At 71.5% G+C, this 14,613-nt stretch carries 14 protein-coding genes; 5 read left to right on the forward strand and 9 right to left on the reverse strand.

Annotation, left to right across the window (positions count from 1 at the left end):
- Nucleotides 1-115: 115 nt before the first annotated feature.
- The 9 genes from ABD220_RS10780 to ABD220_RS10820 are packed head-to-tail and all read right to left on the reverse strand — an operon-like array spanning nucleotide 116 to nucleotide 9,743.
- Nucleotides 116-868 carry an SDR family NAD(P)-dependent oxidoreductase gene (locus tag ABD220_RS10780; protein ID WP_344122432.1) on the reverse strand — a complete coding sequence of 251 codons (753 nt, stop codon included), beginning with the start codon at nucleotides 866-868 and terminating at the stop codon, nucleotides 116-118.
- Between the two features lie 29 nt (nucleotides 869-897).
- Nucleotides 898-1,602 carry a GntR family transcriptional regulator gene (locus tag ABD220_RS10785; RefSeq protein WP_344122434.1) on the reverse strand — a complete coding sequence of 235 codons (705 nt, stop codon included), beginning with the start codon at nucleotides 1,600-1,602 and terminating at the stop codon, nucleotides 898-900.
- The gene (locus tag ABD220_RS10790) at nucleotides 1,599-2,858 is read right to left on the reverse strand and encodes a fumarylacetoacetate hydrolase family protein (RefSeq protein WP_344122436.1); all 1,260 of its coding nucleotides are present in this window, start codon (nucleotides 2,856-2,858) and stop codon (nucleotides 1,599-1,601) included. The genes ABD220_RS10785 and ABD220_RS10790 overlap by 4 nt, the downstream gene beginning before the upstream one ends.
- Nucleotides 2,855-4,345, reverse strand: a complete 1,491-nt coding sequence (locus tag ABD220_RS10795; protein WP_344122438.1) for an aldehyde dehydrogenase (NADP(+)) — start codon at nucleotides 4,343-4,345, stop codon at nucleotides 2,855-2,857. Before ABD220_RS10795 ends, ABD220_RS10790 begins: the two co-directional genes overlap by 4 nt.
- Before the next feature lie 25 nt (nucleotides 4,346-4,370).
- Nucleotides 4,371-5,675 carry an enolase C-terminal domain-like protein gene (locus ABD220_RS10800; RefSeq protein WP_344122440.1) on the reverse strand — a complete coding sequence of 435 codons (1,305 nt, stop codon included), beginning with the start codon at nucleotides 5,673-5,675 and terminating at the stop codon, nucleotides 4,371-4,373.
- Between the two features lie 36 nt (nucleotides 5,676-5,711).
- A complete protein-coding gene (locus ABD220_RS10805) occupies nucleotides 5,712-6,992 on the reverse strand; it encodes a TRAP transporter large permease (protein ID WP_344122442.1) in 1,281 nt (426 codons plus the stop codon).
- 5 nt (nucleotides 6,993-6,997) lie between these two features.
- Entirely contained in the window at nucleotides 6,998-7,615 is a 618-nt protein-coding gene (locus ABD220_RS10810) for a TRAP transporter small permease (protein WP_344122444.1), read from the reverse strand.
- Nucleotides 7,612-8,658 carry a sialic acid TRAP transporter substrate-binding protein SiaP gene (locus tag ABD220_RS10815; protein ID WP_344122446.1) on the reverse strand — a complete coding sequence of 349 codons (1,047 nt, stop codon included), beginning with the start codon at nucleotides 8,656-8,658 and terminating at the stop codon, nucleotides 7,612-7,614. Before ABD220_RS10815 ends, ABD220_RS10810 begins: the two co-directional genes overlap by 4 nt.
- A complete protein-coding gene (locus tag ABD220_RS10820) occupies nucleotides 8,655-9,743 on the reverse strand; it encodes an Ldh family oxidoreductase (protein WP_344122448.1) in 1,089 nt (362 codons plus the stop codon). Before ABD220_RS10820 ends, ABD220_RS10815 begins: the two co-directional genes overlap by 4 nt.
- A 247-nt stretch (nucleotides 9,744-9,990) precedes the next feature.
- Here ABD220_RS10820 and ABD220_RS10825 point away from each other — a divergent pair, with 247 nt between their 5' ends.
- The 5 genes from ABD220_RS10825 (at nucleotide 9,991) to ABD220_RS10845 (ending at nucleotide 14,570) form a co-directional block, all read left to right on the forward strand.
- A complete protein-coding gene (locus ABD220_RS10825) occupies nucleotides 9,991-11,016 on the forward strand; it encodes a zinc-dependent alcohol dehydrogenase (RefSeq protein WP_344122450.1) in 1,026 nt (341 codons plus the stop codon).
- An 8-nt stretch (nucleotides 11,017-11,024) separates the two neighbouring features.
- Complete coding sequence (locus tag ABD220_RS10830; RefSeq protein WP_344122452.1) at nucleotides 11,025-11,780, forward strand: SDR family NAD(P)-dependent oxidoreductase; 756 nt, start codon at nucleotides 11,025-11,027, stop codon at nucleotides 11,778-11,780.
- A 109-nt stretch (nucleotides 11,781-11,889) separates the two neighbouring features.
- Nucleotides 11,890-12,564 (forward strand): bifunctional 4-hydroxy-2-oxoglutarate aldolase/2-dehydro-3-deoxy-phosphogluconate aldolase, encoded by a 675-nt coding sequence (locus ABD220_RS10835; RefSeq protein WP_344122454.1) that lies wholly within the window; start codon nucleotides 11,890-11,892, stop codon nucleotides 12,562-12,564.
- On the forward strand, nucleotides 12,561-13,526 hold the full coding sequence (locus ABD220_RS10840; protein ID WP_344122456.1) for a sugar kinase: 966 nt from the start codon (nucleotides 12,561-12,563) through the stop codon (nucleotides 13,524-13,526). Before ABD220_RS10835 ends, ABD220_RS10840 begins: the two co-directional genes overlap by 4 nt.
- A 99-nt stretch (nucleotides 13,527-13,625) precedes the next feature.
- Nucleotides 13,626-14,570, forward strand: coding sequence for an NAD(P)-dependent oxidoreductase (locus ABD220_RS10845; protein ID WP_344122458.1), 945 nt, complete (start codon nucleotides 13,626-13,628; stop codon nucleotides 14,568-14,570).
- Nucleotides 14,571-14,613 lie beyond the last annotated feature (43 nt).

Here is a 14,613-nt window from a genome sequence, read left to right on the forward strand (position 1 = left end):
TGGCGCACGGCGGGCTTCTCGCGGCCGGCTGGGCCGAGTCTCATCAGTTCCATGAACAGTCCTTCGGGTCGAGGGGACGGTGGCGTCCGGGCGGGACGGCCCGGGAGCGACGGGGTCAGGTGGCCGGGCGCAGCAGGAGGTCGTGCATGCCGCTGTCCACGGGCAGCGTGGTGCCGGAGGTCGAGCCGTTGGCGGGATCGGCCAGGAAGAGGATGGAGGCGGCGACCTCCTCCGCGGTGACGAGCCGCCCGTGCGGCTGCCGGGCCTCCAGGGCCTTCCGCTCGGCCACCGGGTCCGCGGCGGCCGCCAGCAGCCGGCCGACCCAGGGGGTGTCCGCGGTCCCCGGGCTGACGCAGTTCACGCGGATGCCCTCCCGCAGGTGGTCCGCGGCCATGGCGCGGGTCAGGGCCGCGACCGCCCCCTTGCTCGCCGAGTACAGGGCCCGGTCGGGCAGCCCGTGGGTGGCGGCGATCGAGGAGGTGTTGACGATCGCCGGGATCCGGGAGCGGCGCAGGTGCGGCAGGGCGGCGGCCGAGACGCGGGCGATGCCGGTGACATTGACGTCGAGCACGCGGGACCACTCGTCGTCGTCGTTGTCCTCCACCGTGCCCAGCGCGCCCACCGCGGCGTTGTTGACGACGACGTCGATGCCGCCCAGCGCCTCGGCCGCGGCCTCGACGGCTGACTGCACCGAGGACCGGTCGGCCACGTCGCACCCCAGCCCCACGGCCCCGTCCGGCAGGGTGTCGACATTGAGGTCCAGGACGGCGACGCGGGCGCCGCGGGCCAACAGCTCGGACGTGACGGCGGCGCCGATGCCGGAGGCCCCGCCCGTGACGATCACGCGCAGATCGGTGAAGGTGTTCATGCGTGCTCCTTGCTCGTTCCGTGGCCTGCTCAGGTCAGCCGGGCGGCCGTCGCCGGGCGGGGACCGGGATCGTCCTCCGCGGCGAACGCTCCGGCGAACCGGTGGTAGGCGCCCATGAGGTGCTCGTGCATGGCGTGCTCCGCCGCGTCGGGGTCGCAGTCGCGGATGGCCTCCACGATCGCCCCGTGCTCCTGGATGGTCTGCTCCCCGGACCAGTCCGCCGGGTAGAGGCGGAAGAGGTGCAGGTGGCAGTGCGTGGCCCGGATCGCCTGGTGGGCGAACTCGTTGTGGCCGGCGCCGAGGATCTGGTCGTGGAACTGCATGTCGTGGGCCACCAGCAGATGGCGGGTGCTGGCCTCGGTCGCGGTGCCGGAGATGAAGTTCTGCAGTCCGGCCGCCAGGGCACGGCCGGGGTTGCTCAGCCGGTTGACGGCCGCGGCCCGGGCCGCCCACGGTTCGATGAGCAGCCGCAGTTCGAACATCTCCCGCAGCTGGTCCATGTCGAGCAGGGGGGTGGTGCGGTACCCCTTGCCCGGAGTCTTGAGGATGAGGTTGTCACCCTCCAGCTGGTGCAGCGCCTCGCGCACCGGGGTCTGGGACACGCCCAGCTCCCGGGCGATGGCGTCGATGTTGACCTTGCTGTCCGGGGGCAGCTGGAGGTCCAGGATCCGGGCGCGCAGGACGGCGTAGACGTCCGTGCGCGCCCGGCCGGAGGGGGATGGGGCTTCGGTCATGAGCGGAGGGTTCCTTCGGGCAGAGAGTCGTCCCTGTCCACCCCTTCCGGTCGAGACCCGTGGGTGGACACGTAGTGCACGAGGCGCCCGATCCCGTAGGTCCACGGCTGCAGCTCTTCGGTCGGCGCCACGGTGTTGCTCAATGTTCCCAGGCGCGGGCTGCTGATCTCGACCACGTCGCCGTGCTGGTGCGTGAACCCCTTCCCGGGCTCGTCGCGGTCCTCCGTGGGAGCGAAGAGGGTGCCGGTGAACAGCACGAAGCCGTCCGGGTACTGGTGGTGGGCCCCGTGGGCGGCCCGGACCAGCTCCTCGAAGGGCCGGCTGAGGCGGGAGACGTTGTTCGTGCCGTGCAGCACGTAGCCGTCCGCGCCCCGCACGGTGAGCTCGATGGTCTCGGTCCGCGCGTCGTCGAGGGTGTAGGACTCGTCGAAGACCCGGACGAACGGGCCGATGGCGGCCGAGGCGTTGTTGTCCTTGGCCATGCCCAGCAGCAGCGCGCTGCGGCCCTCCACGTCCCGCAGGTTCACGTCGTTGCCCAGCGTGCACCCGCGCACGGTGCCCCGGCTGTCCACCACGAGCACCAGTTCCGGCTCCGGGTTGTTCCAGGAGGAGAAGGACGGGATCCCGATGCGGGCCCCGGCCCCGACGGCCGAGAGCACCGGGGCCTTGGTGAAGACCTCCGGGTCCGGGCCGATGCCCACCTCCAGGTACTGGGACCAGAATCCCTCCCGGAGCAGGACCTCCTTGACCCGGGCGGCCTCCGCCGAGCCCGGCTTCAGGCCGGCGAGGTTGCCGCCCAGGGCCTCGAGGACCTGGGCCCGGATCTGCTCGGCCTGGGCGAAGTCCCCGCCGCAGCGCTCCTCGATGACGCGTTCGATCATGGAGTCCACGAACGTCACCCCGCACGCCTTCACGGCCTGCAGGTCCACCGGGGCGAGCAGCGTCGCCTCCCCGGTCGAGCCGGCGGCGGTCGCGGCCAGGACCTCGGCCAGGTCCCAGCTGCGGGCCCCTCCGGTGGCCGCCGCCTCGAGCACGGCCGCGGGGTCGGCGGAGTCCAGCAGCTCCGCCACCGTCCGGGCGGCGGGGAACAGGTCCACGAGCCGATCTCCGTCCACCCGCACCGGACGCGGGCCTCCGGTCTCGGGGTCCCAGACCCGGCCCACCAGCAGCGCCCGCTCGTGGTCCCGCGGCAGCACGCTCGCCGGGTCGAGGCGGGGCGACGGGGCGGTCTCCGGGGTGCTGTGCTGCGGGCTCATGCGTGGGCTCCTTCGGTCGTGGCGGGTTCGAACCGCCCGTCCACCCGGCGGGCGATCCCCCAGGGATTGGCCTCCTGCAGGGCCGGCGGCAGCGCGGCGTCGGGCAGGTCCTGGTAGGACACCGGACGCATGAACCGCCCGATCGCGGCCGTGCCCACCGACGTGGTGTTCGACGTCGTCGCCGGGTAGGGCCCGCCGTGGTGCTGGGCGTAGGAGACGGTGACGCCGGTGGGCCACCCGTTCCACAGGACCCGGCCGGCCTTCCCGGCCAGGGTGTCCACCAGCGCGGCGCTGTCGTCGCCCTCGTCGCCGTGGACGGTGGCCGTCAGCTGCCCCTCCATCAGCTCCGCCAGCTCGGGCAGCTGGGCGGCGTCCCGGTAGCGGACCATGACCGTGGCCGGGCCGAACATCTCGCGGTGCAGCACCTCCGGGTCCTTGCGGACCTGCTCGGCGTCGACGGCCAGGACGGTCGGTGCGGGCACCTCCTCGTCGGAGCCTGGCACGAGTGTCTCCACGCCCTCGAGGGCGGCGACCTCGTCGCGGGCCTGGCCGAAGGACTCGCGCAGCCCCGGGGTGAGCAGCTTGGCCAGCGGGGCCTCGGCCAGGGCTCCGGTCAGGGTGTCGCGGACCTGCTCCGCGTCGCCCTCCTCCGGGACGAAGAGCACCCCGGGCTTGGTGCAGAACTGACCCATGCCCATGGTGAAGGACCCGGCGTAGCCCTTGAGGATCTCCTCGGAGCGGTGCTCCCAGGCCTCGGGCAGCACGAACACGGGATTGATGCTGCCCAGCTCCCCGTAGAAGGGAATGGGCTCGGGCCGGGCGGACGCCCGGTCGAAGAGCGCCCGGCCGCCGGCGGTGGAGCCGGTGAAGCCGATCGCCTTCACCAGGGGGTGGTCCACCAGCGCGGTGGCCGCCTCCCGGCCGTCGAGCACGGCGAACAGTCCCTGCGGGGCGCCCGCCTGCTCCAGCGCCTCGACGACGACCTCGGCGGTGCGCAGGCCGAGCCTCTTGTGCCCGCCGTGGATCTTGTGCAGCACGGCGCACCCGGCCGCCAGGGCCGAGGCGCTGTCCCCGCCCATGACGCTGAAGGCGAAGGGGAAGTTGGACGCGCCGAAGACGCCCACCACGCCCAGGGGGACGTTCACCCGGCGGATGTCCGGGCGCGGGCCCATCCCCCAGTCCGGGTCGGCGTGGTCGATGACGGCGTCCAGGGCCACCCCGGTGCGGACCTCCTCGGCGAAGAGGTCCAGCTGGAAGGCGCTGCGCTTGAGCTCCCCGCGCAGGCGCCCCTCGGCGAGATTGGTCTCCTCCGCGCCGATGCCGACGAGCTCGTCGTCGTGGGCGCGCAGGGCCTCGGCCAGGGCGGTGAGCCAGGAGGCCCGGGTGGCGGGCGTCTGGGCGGCGGAGATCAGGTACGCCTCGTGAGCGGCCCGGGCGACCCGGTCCACTTCCTCGGCGGTGGTGGCTGGGCTGACGGCGGTGTTCATGGTGCCTCCTTGAGAAGTGTCGGGATCAGCGGGCCAGGACGTCCTGCCATCCGGCGCCGGAGGAGAAGGTCCAGCGCTCGACCGAGGGCCGCAGCATCTCCGCGCCGTTGCCGGGCAGCGTGGGCGCCTGGTACCGGCCGTTGGACACCACCACGGGCTCGGCGAAGTGCTCGTGCAGGTGGTCCACGAACTCGATGACCCGGTTCTCCATGGACCCGGTGACGGCGGCGTAGTCGAAGAAGGAGAAGTGCTGGACCAGCTCGCACAGCCCCACTCCCCCGGCGTGCGGGCAGACCGGGACGTCGAACCGCGCCGCCAGCAGCAGGTTGGCGATGTTCTCGTTGACCCCGGCCACGCGGGTGGAGTCGATCTGCATCACGTCGATCGCCCCGGCCTGCAGCAGCTGCTTGAAGATGATGCGGTTGTGCACGGCCTCGCCGGTGGCGACCTTGACCGGGTGGACGCCCTTGCGGATGGCGGCGTGGCCCAGGATGTCGTCGGTGCTGGTCGGCTCCTCGATCCAGTAGGGCTGGAAGTCCTGCAGCTGGTTGACCCAGTCGATCGCCTCCTGCTCCTCCCAGCGCTGGTTGGCGTCGATGGCGATGCGCACGTCCGGGCCCACGGCCTCACGGGCGAGGCCCAGGCGGCGGCGGTCGTCCTCGATGCTGCCGGCCACCTTGAGCTTGATCATCCCGAAGCCGGCCTCGACGGCCTCCTTGGACAGGCGCACGAGCTTCTCGTCGCTGTAGCCCAGCCACCCGGGGGTGGTGGTGTAGGCCGGGTAGCCGTCCCTCTTCAGCTCGGCGATGCGCTCCGCCTTGCCCTCCTGGCCGCGCGCCAGGATCGCGGCGGCGTCCTCCGGGGTGAGGGCGTTGCGGATGTGGGTGAAGTCCACCGCGCTGATCAGTTCCTCGGCGGACATCTCGCTCAGCAGCAGCCACAGCGGCTTCTGCTCGCGGCGCGCCCGGATGTCCCACAGGGCGTTCACCAGGCCGCCGCAGGCCATGTGGGAGACGCCCTTCTCGGGGCCGAGCCAGCGCAGCTGCGAGTCGTGGACCAGCCGGCGGGACGCGTCGCCGAGGTTGTTGACGAGCTCGTCGGTGTCCCGCCCCACGAGCAGCTCCCCGTAGCTGTCCATGGCCGCGGTGATCAGCTCGTTGCCGCGGCCGCAGGTGAAGACGAGGCCGTGGCCGGTCTCGCCCTCGTCGGTGCTCACCTCGACGTAGGCGGCGGAGTAGTCGGGGTCCACGTTGACGGCGTCCGAGCCGTCGAGCTCGAGGGAGGTGGGGAAGCGGACGTCGGTGGTGCGGACGGAGGAGATCTTGGACATGAGGTGGTTCCTTATGTGGTCGAGAGGGGAAGGGGCTTACAGGAAGCCGAGGACCGTCGGCAGGCCGAGGGTCATGACGGGCAGGAAGGTGATGACCAGCAGGGTGACCACCATCGGGGCGAAGAAGGGCAGGATGCCCTTGATCACCGTGGGCACCGAGGCCTTGGTGACGCTCGAGAGCACGAACAGCACCAACCCCACGGGCGGGGTGATCAGCCCGATGAGCAGGTTGAAGATCACCATGATGCCGAGGTGGATGGGGTCGATCCCGAAGGTCTCGGCGACCGGGGCGAGCACCGGGACGAGGATCAGGATCGCGGCAGTGGGCTCGAGCACGCACCCCACGATCAGCAGCAGGACGTTGACCAGGATCAGGAAGACGATCGGCTGGTTGGTCAGGTCCAGGATGAGGTTCGCGGCGACCTGCGGGGCCTGCTCGCGGGCCAGGACCCAGCCGAAGAGCGCGGCCGCGGCCACGATCAGCAGCACGGACCCGGAGGTCTCCACTGTGGTGAGCAGGGTGCGGTACATCTTGCGCCAGGTCAGGGCCTTGTACACCAGGGCGAGGACGAGGATGTAGACGACCCCGATGCCGCTGGCCTCCGTGGGGGTGAAGATGCCGCTGAGGATGCCGCCCAGGATCACGACCGCGGAGCCCAGGGCAGGCAGTGCGGCGACCGCGGTCCTCCCGCGGGTGCCCCAGGTGGACCGGGGGAGCCGGAGCTGCTCCTGCTTGCGGGTCAGGAACCAGACCGTGACGCACAGGGCGGTCACCAGCACCAGCGCCGGGACGATGCCGGCCATGAACAGCGCACCGACCGAGACACCGGCGGTCACCGCGTAGATGATCGCGGGGATGCTCGGCGGGATCATCGGCGCGATGAGGCTCGAGGCCCCGGTCACCCCGAGGGCGAACTCCGGTGTGTAGCCGCGCCGGACCATTGCCGGCACCTGCACCCGGCCCATGGCCGCGGCGTCGGCGATGGCCGCGCCGCTCATCCAGGAGAAGCCGAAGCTCGTCGCCACGTTGACGTAGCCGAGGCTGCCGCGCAGGTGGCCGATGGCCGCCACGGCGGCGTCGTAGAGCTTGTCGGTGACCCCGGAGACGTTCGCGAGGTTGCCCAGCAGGATGAACATCGGCACGGCCAGGATCGCGAAGCTGTCCACGCCCGAGACCGTCTGCTGGACGGCGGTGCCCATGCTCAGGGCGGGGTCCGAGACCACGTAGACCAGGGACGGGATCAGCAGCGCGAAGGAGACGGGCACGCGCAGGGCGAGCAGCAGGAGCAGCCCGATCAGCATCAGCAGAAGAGTCATGGGGCCTACACCGCTTCCCGCTCGAGGTTTTCCATGGCGTCCGGCACTAGTTCCGGGTGGCGGATGTTCAGATAGACGTGCAGGACGGCGTGCAGACAGATCAGCCCAAAGCCCACCACCGCCGAGGCGTAGACCACGCTCATGGGCATCGAGGTCGCCGGAGCCGCGAGCCGGCCGGCGCCGGCGGCGAACCCCGCTCCGGCCCACGCCATCACCCCGGAGGTGGCGACCACCGTGACCAGGGCGAAGGTGTCCATCACGATGGCCCCCCTCCGGCCGAGCTTGCTGGCCACCAGGTCCACGGCGATGTGGATGCGCCGGGCCATGACGAAGCCGGCCGAGACGAACGCGAACCACAGCAGCGCGAAGCGCGCCAGTTCCTCGGTCCAGGTGAACGGCGTGTTGAAGACGTAGCGGCTGACGACCTGCACCATGATCAGGCCCAGCGTGGCCACCAGGAAGGTGCACGAGGCCGCGCGTTCGGCCACCACGAGCCAGCGGTAGACCCTGCTGCGCTGCTCCAGGTAGTCGGGCTCGTCCGGCTCCTGGGGCACGTGCAGGCCCGAGGCGAGGTTGTGCTCGTGCTGCTGCGGCGTGGGGTCCGCCCCTGCGCGCTCGCTCACTGCCGGTCCTGGATCCGCTGGTAGACATCGGCCCAGGGCTGCTCGCTCAGGGCCTCCTCGGCGGCGGCGGCGAACGCCTCCCGGTCGACGTTCTCGTTGACCTGGATCCCCTCGCCGTTCTTCCACTCCTCCAGCACGGACTGCTCCTGCTCCTCGATGCACTGGCGGGTGGCGTCCGCCGCGGCCCCCATCGCCGAGTCCAGCGCGGTGCGCTGCTCCTCGGAGAGGCCCTCGTAGACGGAGCGGCCGGTGGTGATGTGGACGCCCTGGACCATGTGGCCGGTGAGGTTGATGTAGTCCTGGACCTCGTTGAACTTGGCGGTGGCGATCGTCGGGATCGGGTTCTCCTGGGCGTCGATGACCCCCTGCTGGAGGGCCAGGTACACCTCGTCCAGGGCCATCGGCGTGGCGGTGCCGCCCATCGCCTTGATGTTCTCCAGGTACAGCGGCGCGTTGGGGGTGCGGATCTTCAGACCCCGGAAGTCCTCGGGGCCCGAGATCTCCTTGTTGGCGGTGACGTGGCGGGTGCCGTAGTACCAGCTGGAGAGCACCTTGATGTCGGAGGCCTCGTAGAGGTCGTCGAAGACGGTCTGCATCGCCTCGCCCTCCACCGCCTCCACGTAGTGGTCGGCGTCCTCGATGAGGTAGGCGGCATCCAGGACCTCGGCCGGCTTGTGCCACACGCCCAGGAAGGACGGGCCGGCAATGGCCATGTCGAGGCTGCCGTTCTCCACCTGCTCGAGGGACTCGGCCTCGCTGCCCAGCTGCGCGGCCGGGAAGCTGTCGACCTGCAGGCCGCTGCCCTGCAGCTCCTCGTTGAGCGTGCTGACGCCGCACTCCTCGACCGGGTGGCCGGCGTCGTAGACGTGCGCGAGGCGGAGGGTCGTGGCGTCGGGGTCGGCCGGCTCCACGGTGCTGCGGTCCACCGGCTCCCCGACCCCGCACCCGGTGAGCAGGAGGGTCGCGGTGGCGGCGACGCCGAGCGCGGCCGCCGCTCCACGTCGGGAGGTCGTCTGGCGGGTGCGCGAGGTCTTGCGGGTCATCGCTGGGTCCTTTCGGAGGAGGTGGCTGCTGAGGTGGGAACGGGCTGGATCGGGTCGAGTCCGAGCCGGGCGGCGAGCTCCGCCAGCTGGTCGGCGGTGGACGTGGGCAGGGAGACGGTGGCGGCGTGCTCCTGCTCGCGAAGACGTTCCGGGTCTCCCGGGGCCAGGACGGGGCGGCCACCGGGGCCGGAGCCGCGGACGCGCTCCTGCAGGGTCTGCACCCGCGTCTGCGTGTGCTCCCGGCCGCCGAAGGCCGCGGTGTCGAGGCCGATCAGCAGATGCCCGTTGTTCATCCGCGAAGCGGGATTGGACCAGATGTCCACGGTCTCGAAGGCATAGGTCGCGTCCGTCAGCGAGGCGGCGAACGCCTCGAGCAGCACGGCGACGGCGGATCCCTTGTGCCCGCCGAAGGGGATCATGGACCCTTCGGCCGCGGCCACGGGGTCCGTGGTGGGCCGGCCCTCGGAGTCGACGGCCCACCCCTCGGGCAGCTGCGTGCCCTCGTTGCGGGCCGCGATCACCTTTCCGTAGGCGCCGCTGCTGGTGGCGAGATCGGCGGTCAGCGGCCACTCCCCGGCGCTGGGAGCTCCCAGGGTCAACGGGTTCGTGCCCAGGACCTTCTCGATCCCGCCGTGCGGCGCCACGACCGGACCCGTGGTCGACGTGAGGACCGTCAGGAAGCCGGCAGCCGCCAGCTGGTCGCTCCAGAAGGCGCCGGCGCCGTAGTGGCTGCTGTTGCTGACGGCCACGGCCGCGATGCCGTGGGCGGCACCGCGCTCCAGGACGTGGTCCACGGCGGCCTGCATGGCCACCTGCCCCAGCGCCGCGTCCGCGTCCAGGGCGGCGACGCTGCCGGTGTCGCGGGTCCACGTCATGGACGGAGCAGCGTTGATCCCGCCCAGCCGGAGGGCCTCGGCGTAGAGCGGCAGCCGCAGAAGACCGTGGGAGTAGATTCCCCGCTGATCCGCCTGCACCAGCGATCGCGCGGTCAGCAGGGCATCGGCCTCCGGAACACCGTGGGCCGCGAGGACTTGGGAAGCCAGGCGAACGAGGCCTGGGACGTCGAACAGAGTAGATGCGGACATCGCCACCATCCTTACCTATATGGAATGTTTGAATCCTATATGTGATCTGCCTCATAGACAATGGTGTGACGCAAGATTGCTCCCTGCCGGCTTGCCGGTGGGGGCGAGTCGCCAGGGACCCGGAAAAACGTTGACCACGCCATTCCAGCTCTATAGGATTCGGACTATTCCTACAGGACGTGTGCCGTGGATCACAAGAATATGACGGTGACACTCGAGCCCACTGACTCCTAGAGAGGCACGCAGCATGCGAGCAGCCACCTACATCGGCAACAGCACCGTCGAGGTCACCACCCGGGATCCGCGCGCCCCCGGGGCGGGAGAGGTCCAGATCGAGGTCGCCTACACGGGGATCTGCGGCACCGACCTGCACGTGCTGCACGGCAGCATGGATGCGCGGGTCACCCTGCCGGCGGTCCTCGGCCACGAGATGTCGGGGCGGATCGCGGTGGTCGGCGAAGGAGTCGAGGACTGGGCGGTCGGAGATCCCGTGACCGTCATGCCCCTGGACTGGTGCGGGCGGTGCCCCGCCTGCCGGGCAGGCCACCAGCACATCTGTCAGAACCTCGACTTCATCGGCATCGACTCCCCGGGCTCCCTGCAGGGGCGGTGGAACGTCCCCGCCCACGTCCTGGTCCGGCTGCCCGAGTCCCTGCGCCTGGACCATGCGGCTCTGGTGGAGCCGGTGGCGGTGTCCGTCCACGACGTGCGGCGCTCCGAGCTGCGGCCGGGCGAGAAGGCCGTGGTCATCGGCGGCGGACCGATCGGGGTCCTCATCGCCACCACCGCCCGTCACCTGGGCGCCGACGTCGTGGTCGTCGAGCTCGACGCCGGCAGGCGCCGGATGATCCAGGAACTCGGCTTCGAAGTGCTCGACCCGTCGGCCCAGGACCAGGTCGAATGGGTCGAGGAGTGGACCGGCGGCGCCGGCGCCGACGTGGTCTTCGAGGTTTCCGGAGCAGCCGCCGCCGTCCTCGGCGCCACTGCGCTCGCCAAGGTCCGCGGACGGCTGGTCGTCGTGGCCATCCATCCGCAGCCCCGCCCGGTGGATCTCCAGCGGGTCTTCTGGCGCGAGCTGACCATTGTCGGAGCCCGCGTCTACGAACGGGCCGACTTCGAGACCGCCGTGGACATGCTCGCCGCCGGCGCCGTGCCCGCGGAGCAGCTGATCACGGCGATCCTGCCGCTGGCCGAGACCGCCGATGCCTTCGACAAGCTGGCCTCCGGCCAGGCCATGAAGGTCCTCATCGACTGCCAGGCGGGCGCGGAATGAGCCCGGACATGTTCGACCTCACCGGCAAGCTCGCTGTCGTCACCGGGGCCAAGCGCGGCATCGGCAGGGCGATGGCCGAGGCGCTGGCCGCCGCCGGGGCGGACATCATCGGCGTCAGCGCCACCCTGGAGCAGGAGGGCAGCGCCGTCTCGCGAGCCGTAGAGGCCCTGGGCCGGTCCTTCTCCGCCCGCACCGTGGACTTCACCGACCGCGGAGACGTCACGGCCCTGGGGCGAGAGCTGGCGGCGATGGAGCGGCCGGTCGACATCCTGGTGAACAACGCCGGGACGATCAGGAGAGCCCCCGCCGCGGAGCACCCCGACGAGCTGTGGGACGAGGTCATCCAGGTGAACCTCTCCTCGCAGTTCGTGCTCACCCGAGAGGTGGGCAGGGCGATGCTCGCCCGGGGCACCGGCAAGGTGATCTTCACCGCCTCCCTGCTGAGCTTCCAGGGCGGCATCAACGTCCCCGGCTACACCGCCTCCAAGTCCGGCATCGCCGGGCTGACCCAGGCCCTGTCCAACGAGTGGGCCGGCCGCGGGGTCACGGTCAACGCCATTGCTCCGGGCTACATCGCCACGGACAACACCCAGGCCCTGCGCGACGACCCGGACCGCTCCCGGGCCATCCTCGACCGCATTCCCGCCGGGCGCTGGGGCGCCGCGGAGGATCTTGCCGGAGCCACCGTCTTCCTCTCCAGCGCGGCCTCCGACTACGTCTCCGGCATCGTCCTGCCCGTGGACGGAGGCTGGCTGGGCCGATGAGCCGCCCGGGCCCTCGTGTCCGACGACCCGTCGGGCACGTCCGGTCATCTCCGTCCCGGCTTCGTGCCACGGCCTCCGAACTTCCCGGCCGTCAGTGAAAGGAAAACCCATGCTCCCCGTGCACGACCACGGCGGCACGTCCCGCCCGGCTCCCTCCTCCCTCCTGAGGACCACCAGGGTGGTGGCCGTGCTGCGAGCCGCCCACGCCCACGAGTACGCTCCGGTCATCGAGGCTCTGGAACGTGGTGGGGTGCGCAGCATCGAGCTCACCCTCAGCACCGCCGGCGTCTTCGAGGAGCTGCCCGTGCTGCTCGAGCAGTTCGGGTCCGCCGTGGAGATCGGCGTGGGCACCGTCACCTCGGTCCAGGAGGCCGAGGCCGCCCTGGACGGGGGCGCCGCGTTCATCGTCACCCCGACCACCGACCCTGCCGTCGTCACGACGTGCACCCGTCGCGCGGTGCCGGTCTATCCCGGCGGGCTCACCCCCACCGAGCTGCACACCGGGTGGCAGGCCGGGGCGACCGCGGTCAAGGTCTTCCCCGCCTCCGTCGTCGGGCCCGGTTACCTCGCCCAGTTGCGCGGTCCCTTCCCGGACCTGGAGATCGTGCCCTCCGGTGGGGTGAGCATCGACGACGCCCCCGCGTGGATCGCCGCCGGCGCCCTGGCCGTGAGCCTGGGCGGGCCGCTGCTCGGTGACGCCTTCGCCGGAGGGGACCTCGAGGACCTGACCGCCCGGGCTCGGCGGGTGCGCGCCCTCGTGGACCGAGCCGGGGAGGACCGGTGACCGTCCCGGGCACGCCCCTCCCGTACGTCGTCACCTTCGGCGAGACCATGGCGCTGATGCGCGCCGATCGGCCCGGGCCCCTGGCCCACTCCTCCAGCCTGAGCCTGAGCATCGGGGGGTCCGAGTCCAATGTCGCCATCGGTCTTCACCGTCTGGGCATTCCCGTGGCGTGGTGCGGACGCGTCGGCGACGACTCCCTCGGGATCCTGGTGGAACGGGAGATCCGCGCCGAGGGCGTGGACACCCGCGTCACCGTCGACCCCACCGCCCCCACCGGTCTGATGATCAAGGAGAGCCGCACGCCCTCGGTCCAGCGCGTCACCTATTACCGCAGCGGCAGCGCGGGATCGCGGCTGGCACCTCAGGACATCGACGAGGATCTCATTGCCGGGGCAGGGCTGCTGCACGTCAGCGGCATCACCGCCGCCCTGTCATCCCAATGCCAGGACACGCTTCGCCATGCCCTCGCCGTGGCGCGCGCAGCCGGAACCCTCGTCTCGTTCGACTTCAACTTCCGGGGCAACCTGTGGGACCGCGACACCGCCGGGGCGTTCTACCGGGACGTCATCGCCCAGACCGACATCGTCTTCGCCGGTGACGACGAAGCGGCCATCGCCGTCGGAGCCGGCACTGATCCGGCCGATCTCGCCGACCGGATCGCCGCCTACGGCCCCCGCCAGGTCATCATCAAACTGGGTGGCGAGGGTGCTGTGGCACTGATCGACGGGGAGCTTCTCCACCAGGCGGCCGTGCCGATCGAAGCGCTGGACACGGTCGGCGCCGGCGACGCCTTCGTGGCCGGCTACCTCGCCGAGCTGATCTCCGGCCGCCGGCCCAGCGAGAGGCTCGAGACCGCCGGGAAGACGGGAGCCTTCGCCTGCCTGGTCCCCGGCGACTGGGAGGGGTTCCCACGCCGGCACGAGCTGGGGATCCTCGACGCCCCGGAACCCGTCATCCGCTGATCCACCGACGCGGCCCGCATCACGGACTCGACCGCGCCGAGCACCCAGCAGCTCGCTGGGCCGCCGGACGCGCCACACCGACCAGGAGAGCACGACCCGATGAAGATCCTGATCCCCGACAGCACCGACATCGACCCGGGCGACCTCACCGACCACGAGGTGATCCGCTATCCGGCCGAGGATCCCGTCCCGCCGGAGCATGCCGATGCGGAAGCCGTCGTCGTCTGGGGCGCCCCCCTCGACGTCCTGCAGGAGTCGGCCCGCCGCCTCCACCGAGTGCAGCTCGTCCAAGCGCTGGCGGCCGGGCCGGACAGCGTGCTGAAGGCCGGGTTCCGTGACGAGGCGGTCATCTGCTCCGGCGTCGGCCTGCACACGCAGCCCGTGGCCGAGCACGCGCTGGCGCTGATCCTGAACCTGGTGCGCCGGCTGCCGGCCGCGGCCCAGCGCCAGCACGAGCGCCACTGGGACCCTCAGCTGGGCGGCCTGCAACCGTTGCACCCCGAGGACCGGGTCACCACACTCATGGACGCCCGCGTCCTCATATGGGGGTTCGGCGCCATCGGGCAGCACCTGGCGGACCTGTGCGGGGCTCTGGGCAGTCAGGTCACCGGCGTCGCCCGGAGCCCCGGCGAACGAGGCGGGCACCCGGTCATCACGCCGGAGCAGCTGCCGGAGCACCTGCCCGGGACGGACGTCCTGGTCCTCGTCCTGCCTCACGACCCGGCGACGGAGCGTGCGCTGAACCGCGAGAGGCTCGACGCCCTTCCGCAGCGCGCCCTCGTAGTCAATGTGGGCAGGGGTTCGACCGTCGACGAGGACGCTCTCGTGCACGCCCTCGAGACCGGGTCGATCGCCGGCGCGGCGATCGACGTCGCTGCCCAGGAGCCCCTGCCGGCGGAATCCCCCCTGTGGTCGGCTCCCCACCTGATCGTCACCCCGCACATGGCCGGTGGCCGGCCCATCGGGGCCGTGCACCTGCTCCGCGAGAACCTGAGGGCACTGGCCGAAGGGGGCGAGTTCACCAACCGCGTCGACCGATCGTGAGCCCGGCAGAACACGGCCGGTGTCGCAGAGCAGGCAGGCGGCG

It is taken from the genome of Kocuria aegyptia (assembly GCF_039530085.1).
GTDB classification, from domain to species: Bacteria; Actinomycetota; Actinomycetes; order Actinomycetales; family Micrococcaceae; genus Kocuria; species Kocuria aegyptia.

Coding starts and splice junctions, on each gene's coding strand:
- ABD220_RS10780 (WP_344122432.1), bottom strand. CDS start 868: ATGAACACCTTCACCGATCTGCGCGTGATCGTCACGGGCGGGGCCTCC.
- ABD220_RS10785 (WP_344122434.1), bottom strand. CDS start 1,602: ATGACCGAAGCCCCATCCCCCTCCGGCCGGGCGCGCACGGACGTCTAC.
- ABD220_RS10790 (WP_344122436.1), bottom strand. CDS start 2,858: ATGAGCCCGCAGCACAGCACCCCGGAGACCGCCCCGTCGCCCCGCCTC.
- ABD220_RS10795 (WP_344122438.1), bottom strand. CDS start 4,345: ATGAACACCGCCGTCAGCCCAGCCACCACCGCCGAGGAAGTGGACCGG.
- ABD220_RS10800 (WP_344122440.1), bottom strand. CDS start 5,675: ATGTCCAAGATCTCCTCCGTCCGCACCACCGACGTCCGCTTCCCCACC.
- ABD220_RS10805 (WP_344122442.1), bottom strand. CDS start 6,992: ATGACTCTTCTGCTGATGCTGATCGGGCTGCTCCTGCTGCTCGCCCTG.
- ABD220_RS10815 (WP_344122446.1), bottom strand. CDS start 8,658: ATGACCCGCAAGACCTCGCGCACCCGCCAGACGACCTCCCGACGTGGA.
- ABD220_RS10820 (WP_344122448.1), bottom strand. CDS start 9,743: ATGTCCGCATCTACTCTGTTCGACGTCCCAGGCCTCGTTCGCCTGGCT.
- ABD220_RS10825 (WP_344122450.1), top strand. CDS start 9,991: ATGCGAGCAGCCACCTACATCGGCAACAGCACCGTCGAGGTCACCACC.
- ABD220_RS10830 (WP_344122452.1), top strand. CDS start 11,025: ATGTTCGACCTCACCGGCAAGCTCGCTGTCGTCACCGGGGCCAAGCGC.
- ABD220_RS10835 (WP_344122454.1), top strand. CDS start 11,890: ATGCTCCCCGTGCACGACCACGGCGGCACGTCCCGCCCGGCTCCCTCC.
- ABD220_RS10845 (WP_344122458.1), top strand. CDS start 13,626: ATGAAGATCCTGATCCCCGACAGCACCGACATCGACCCGGGCGACCTC.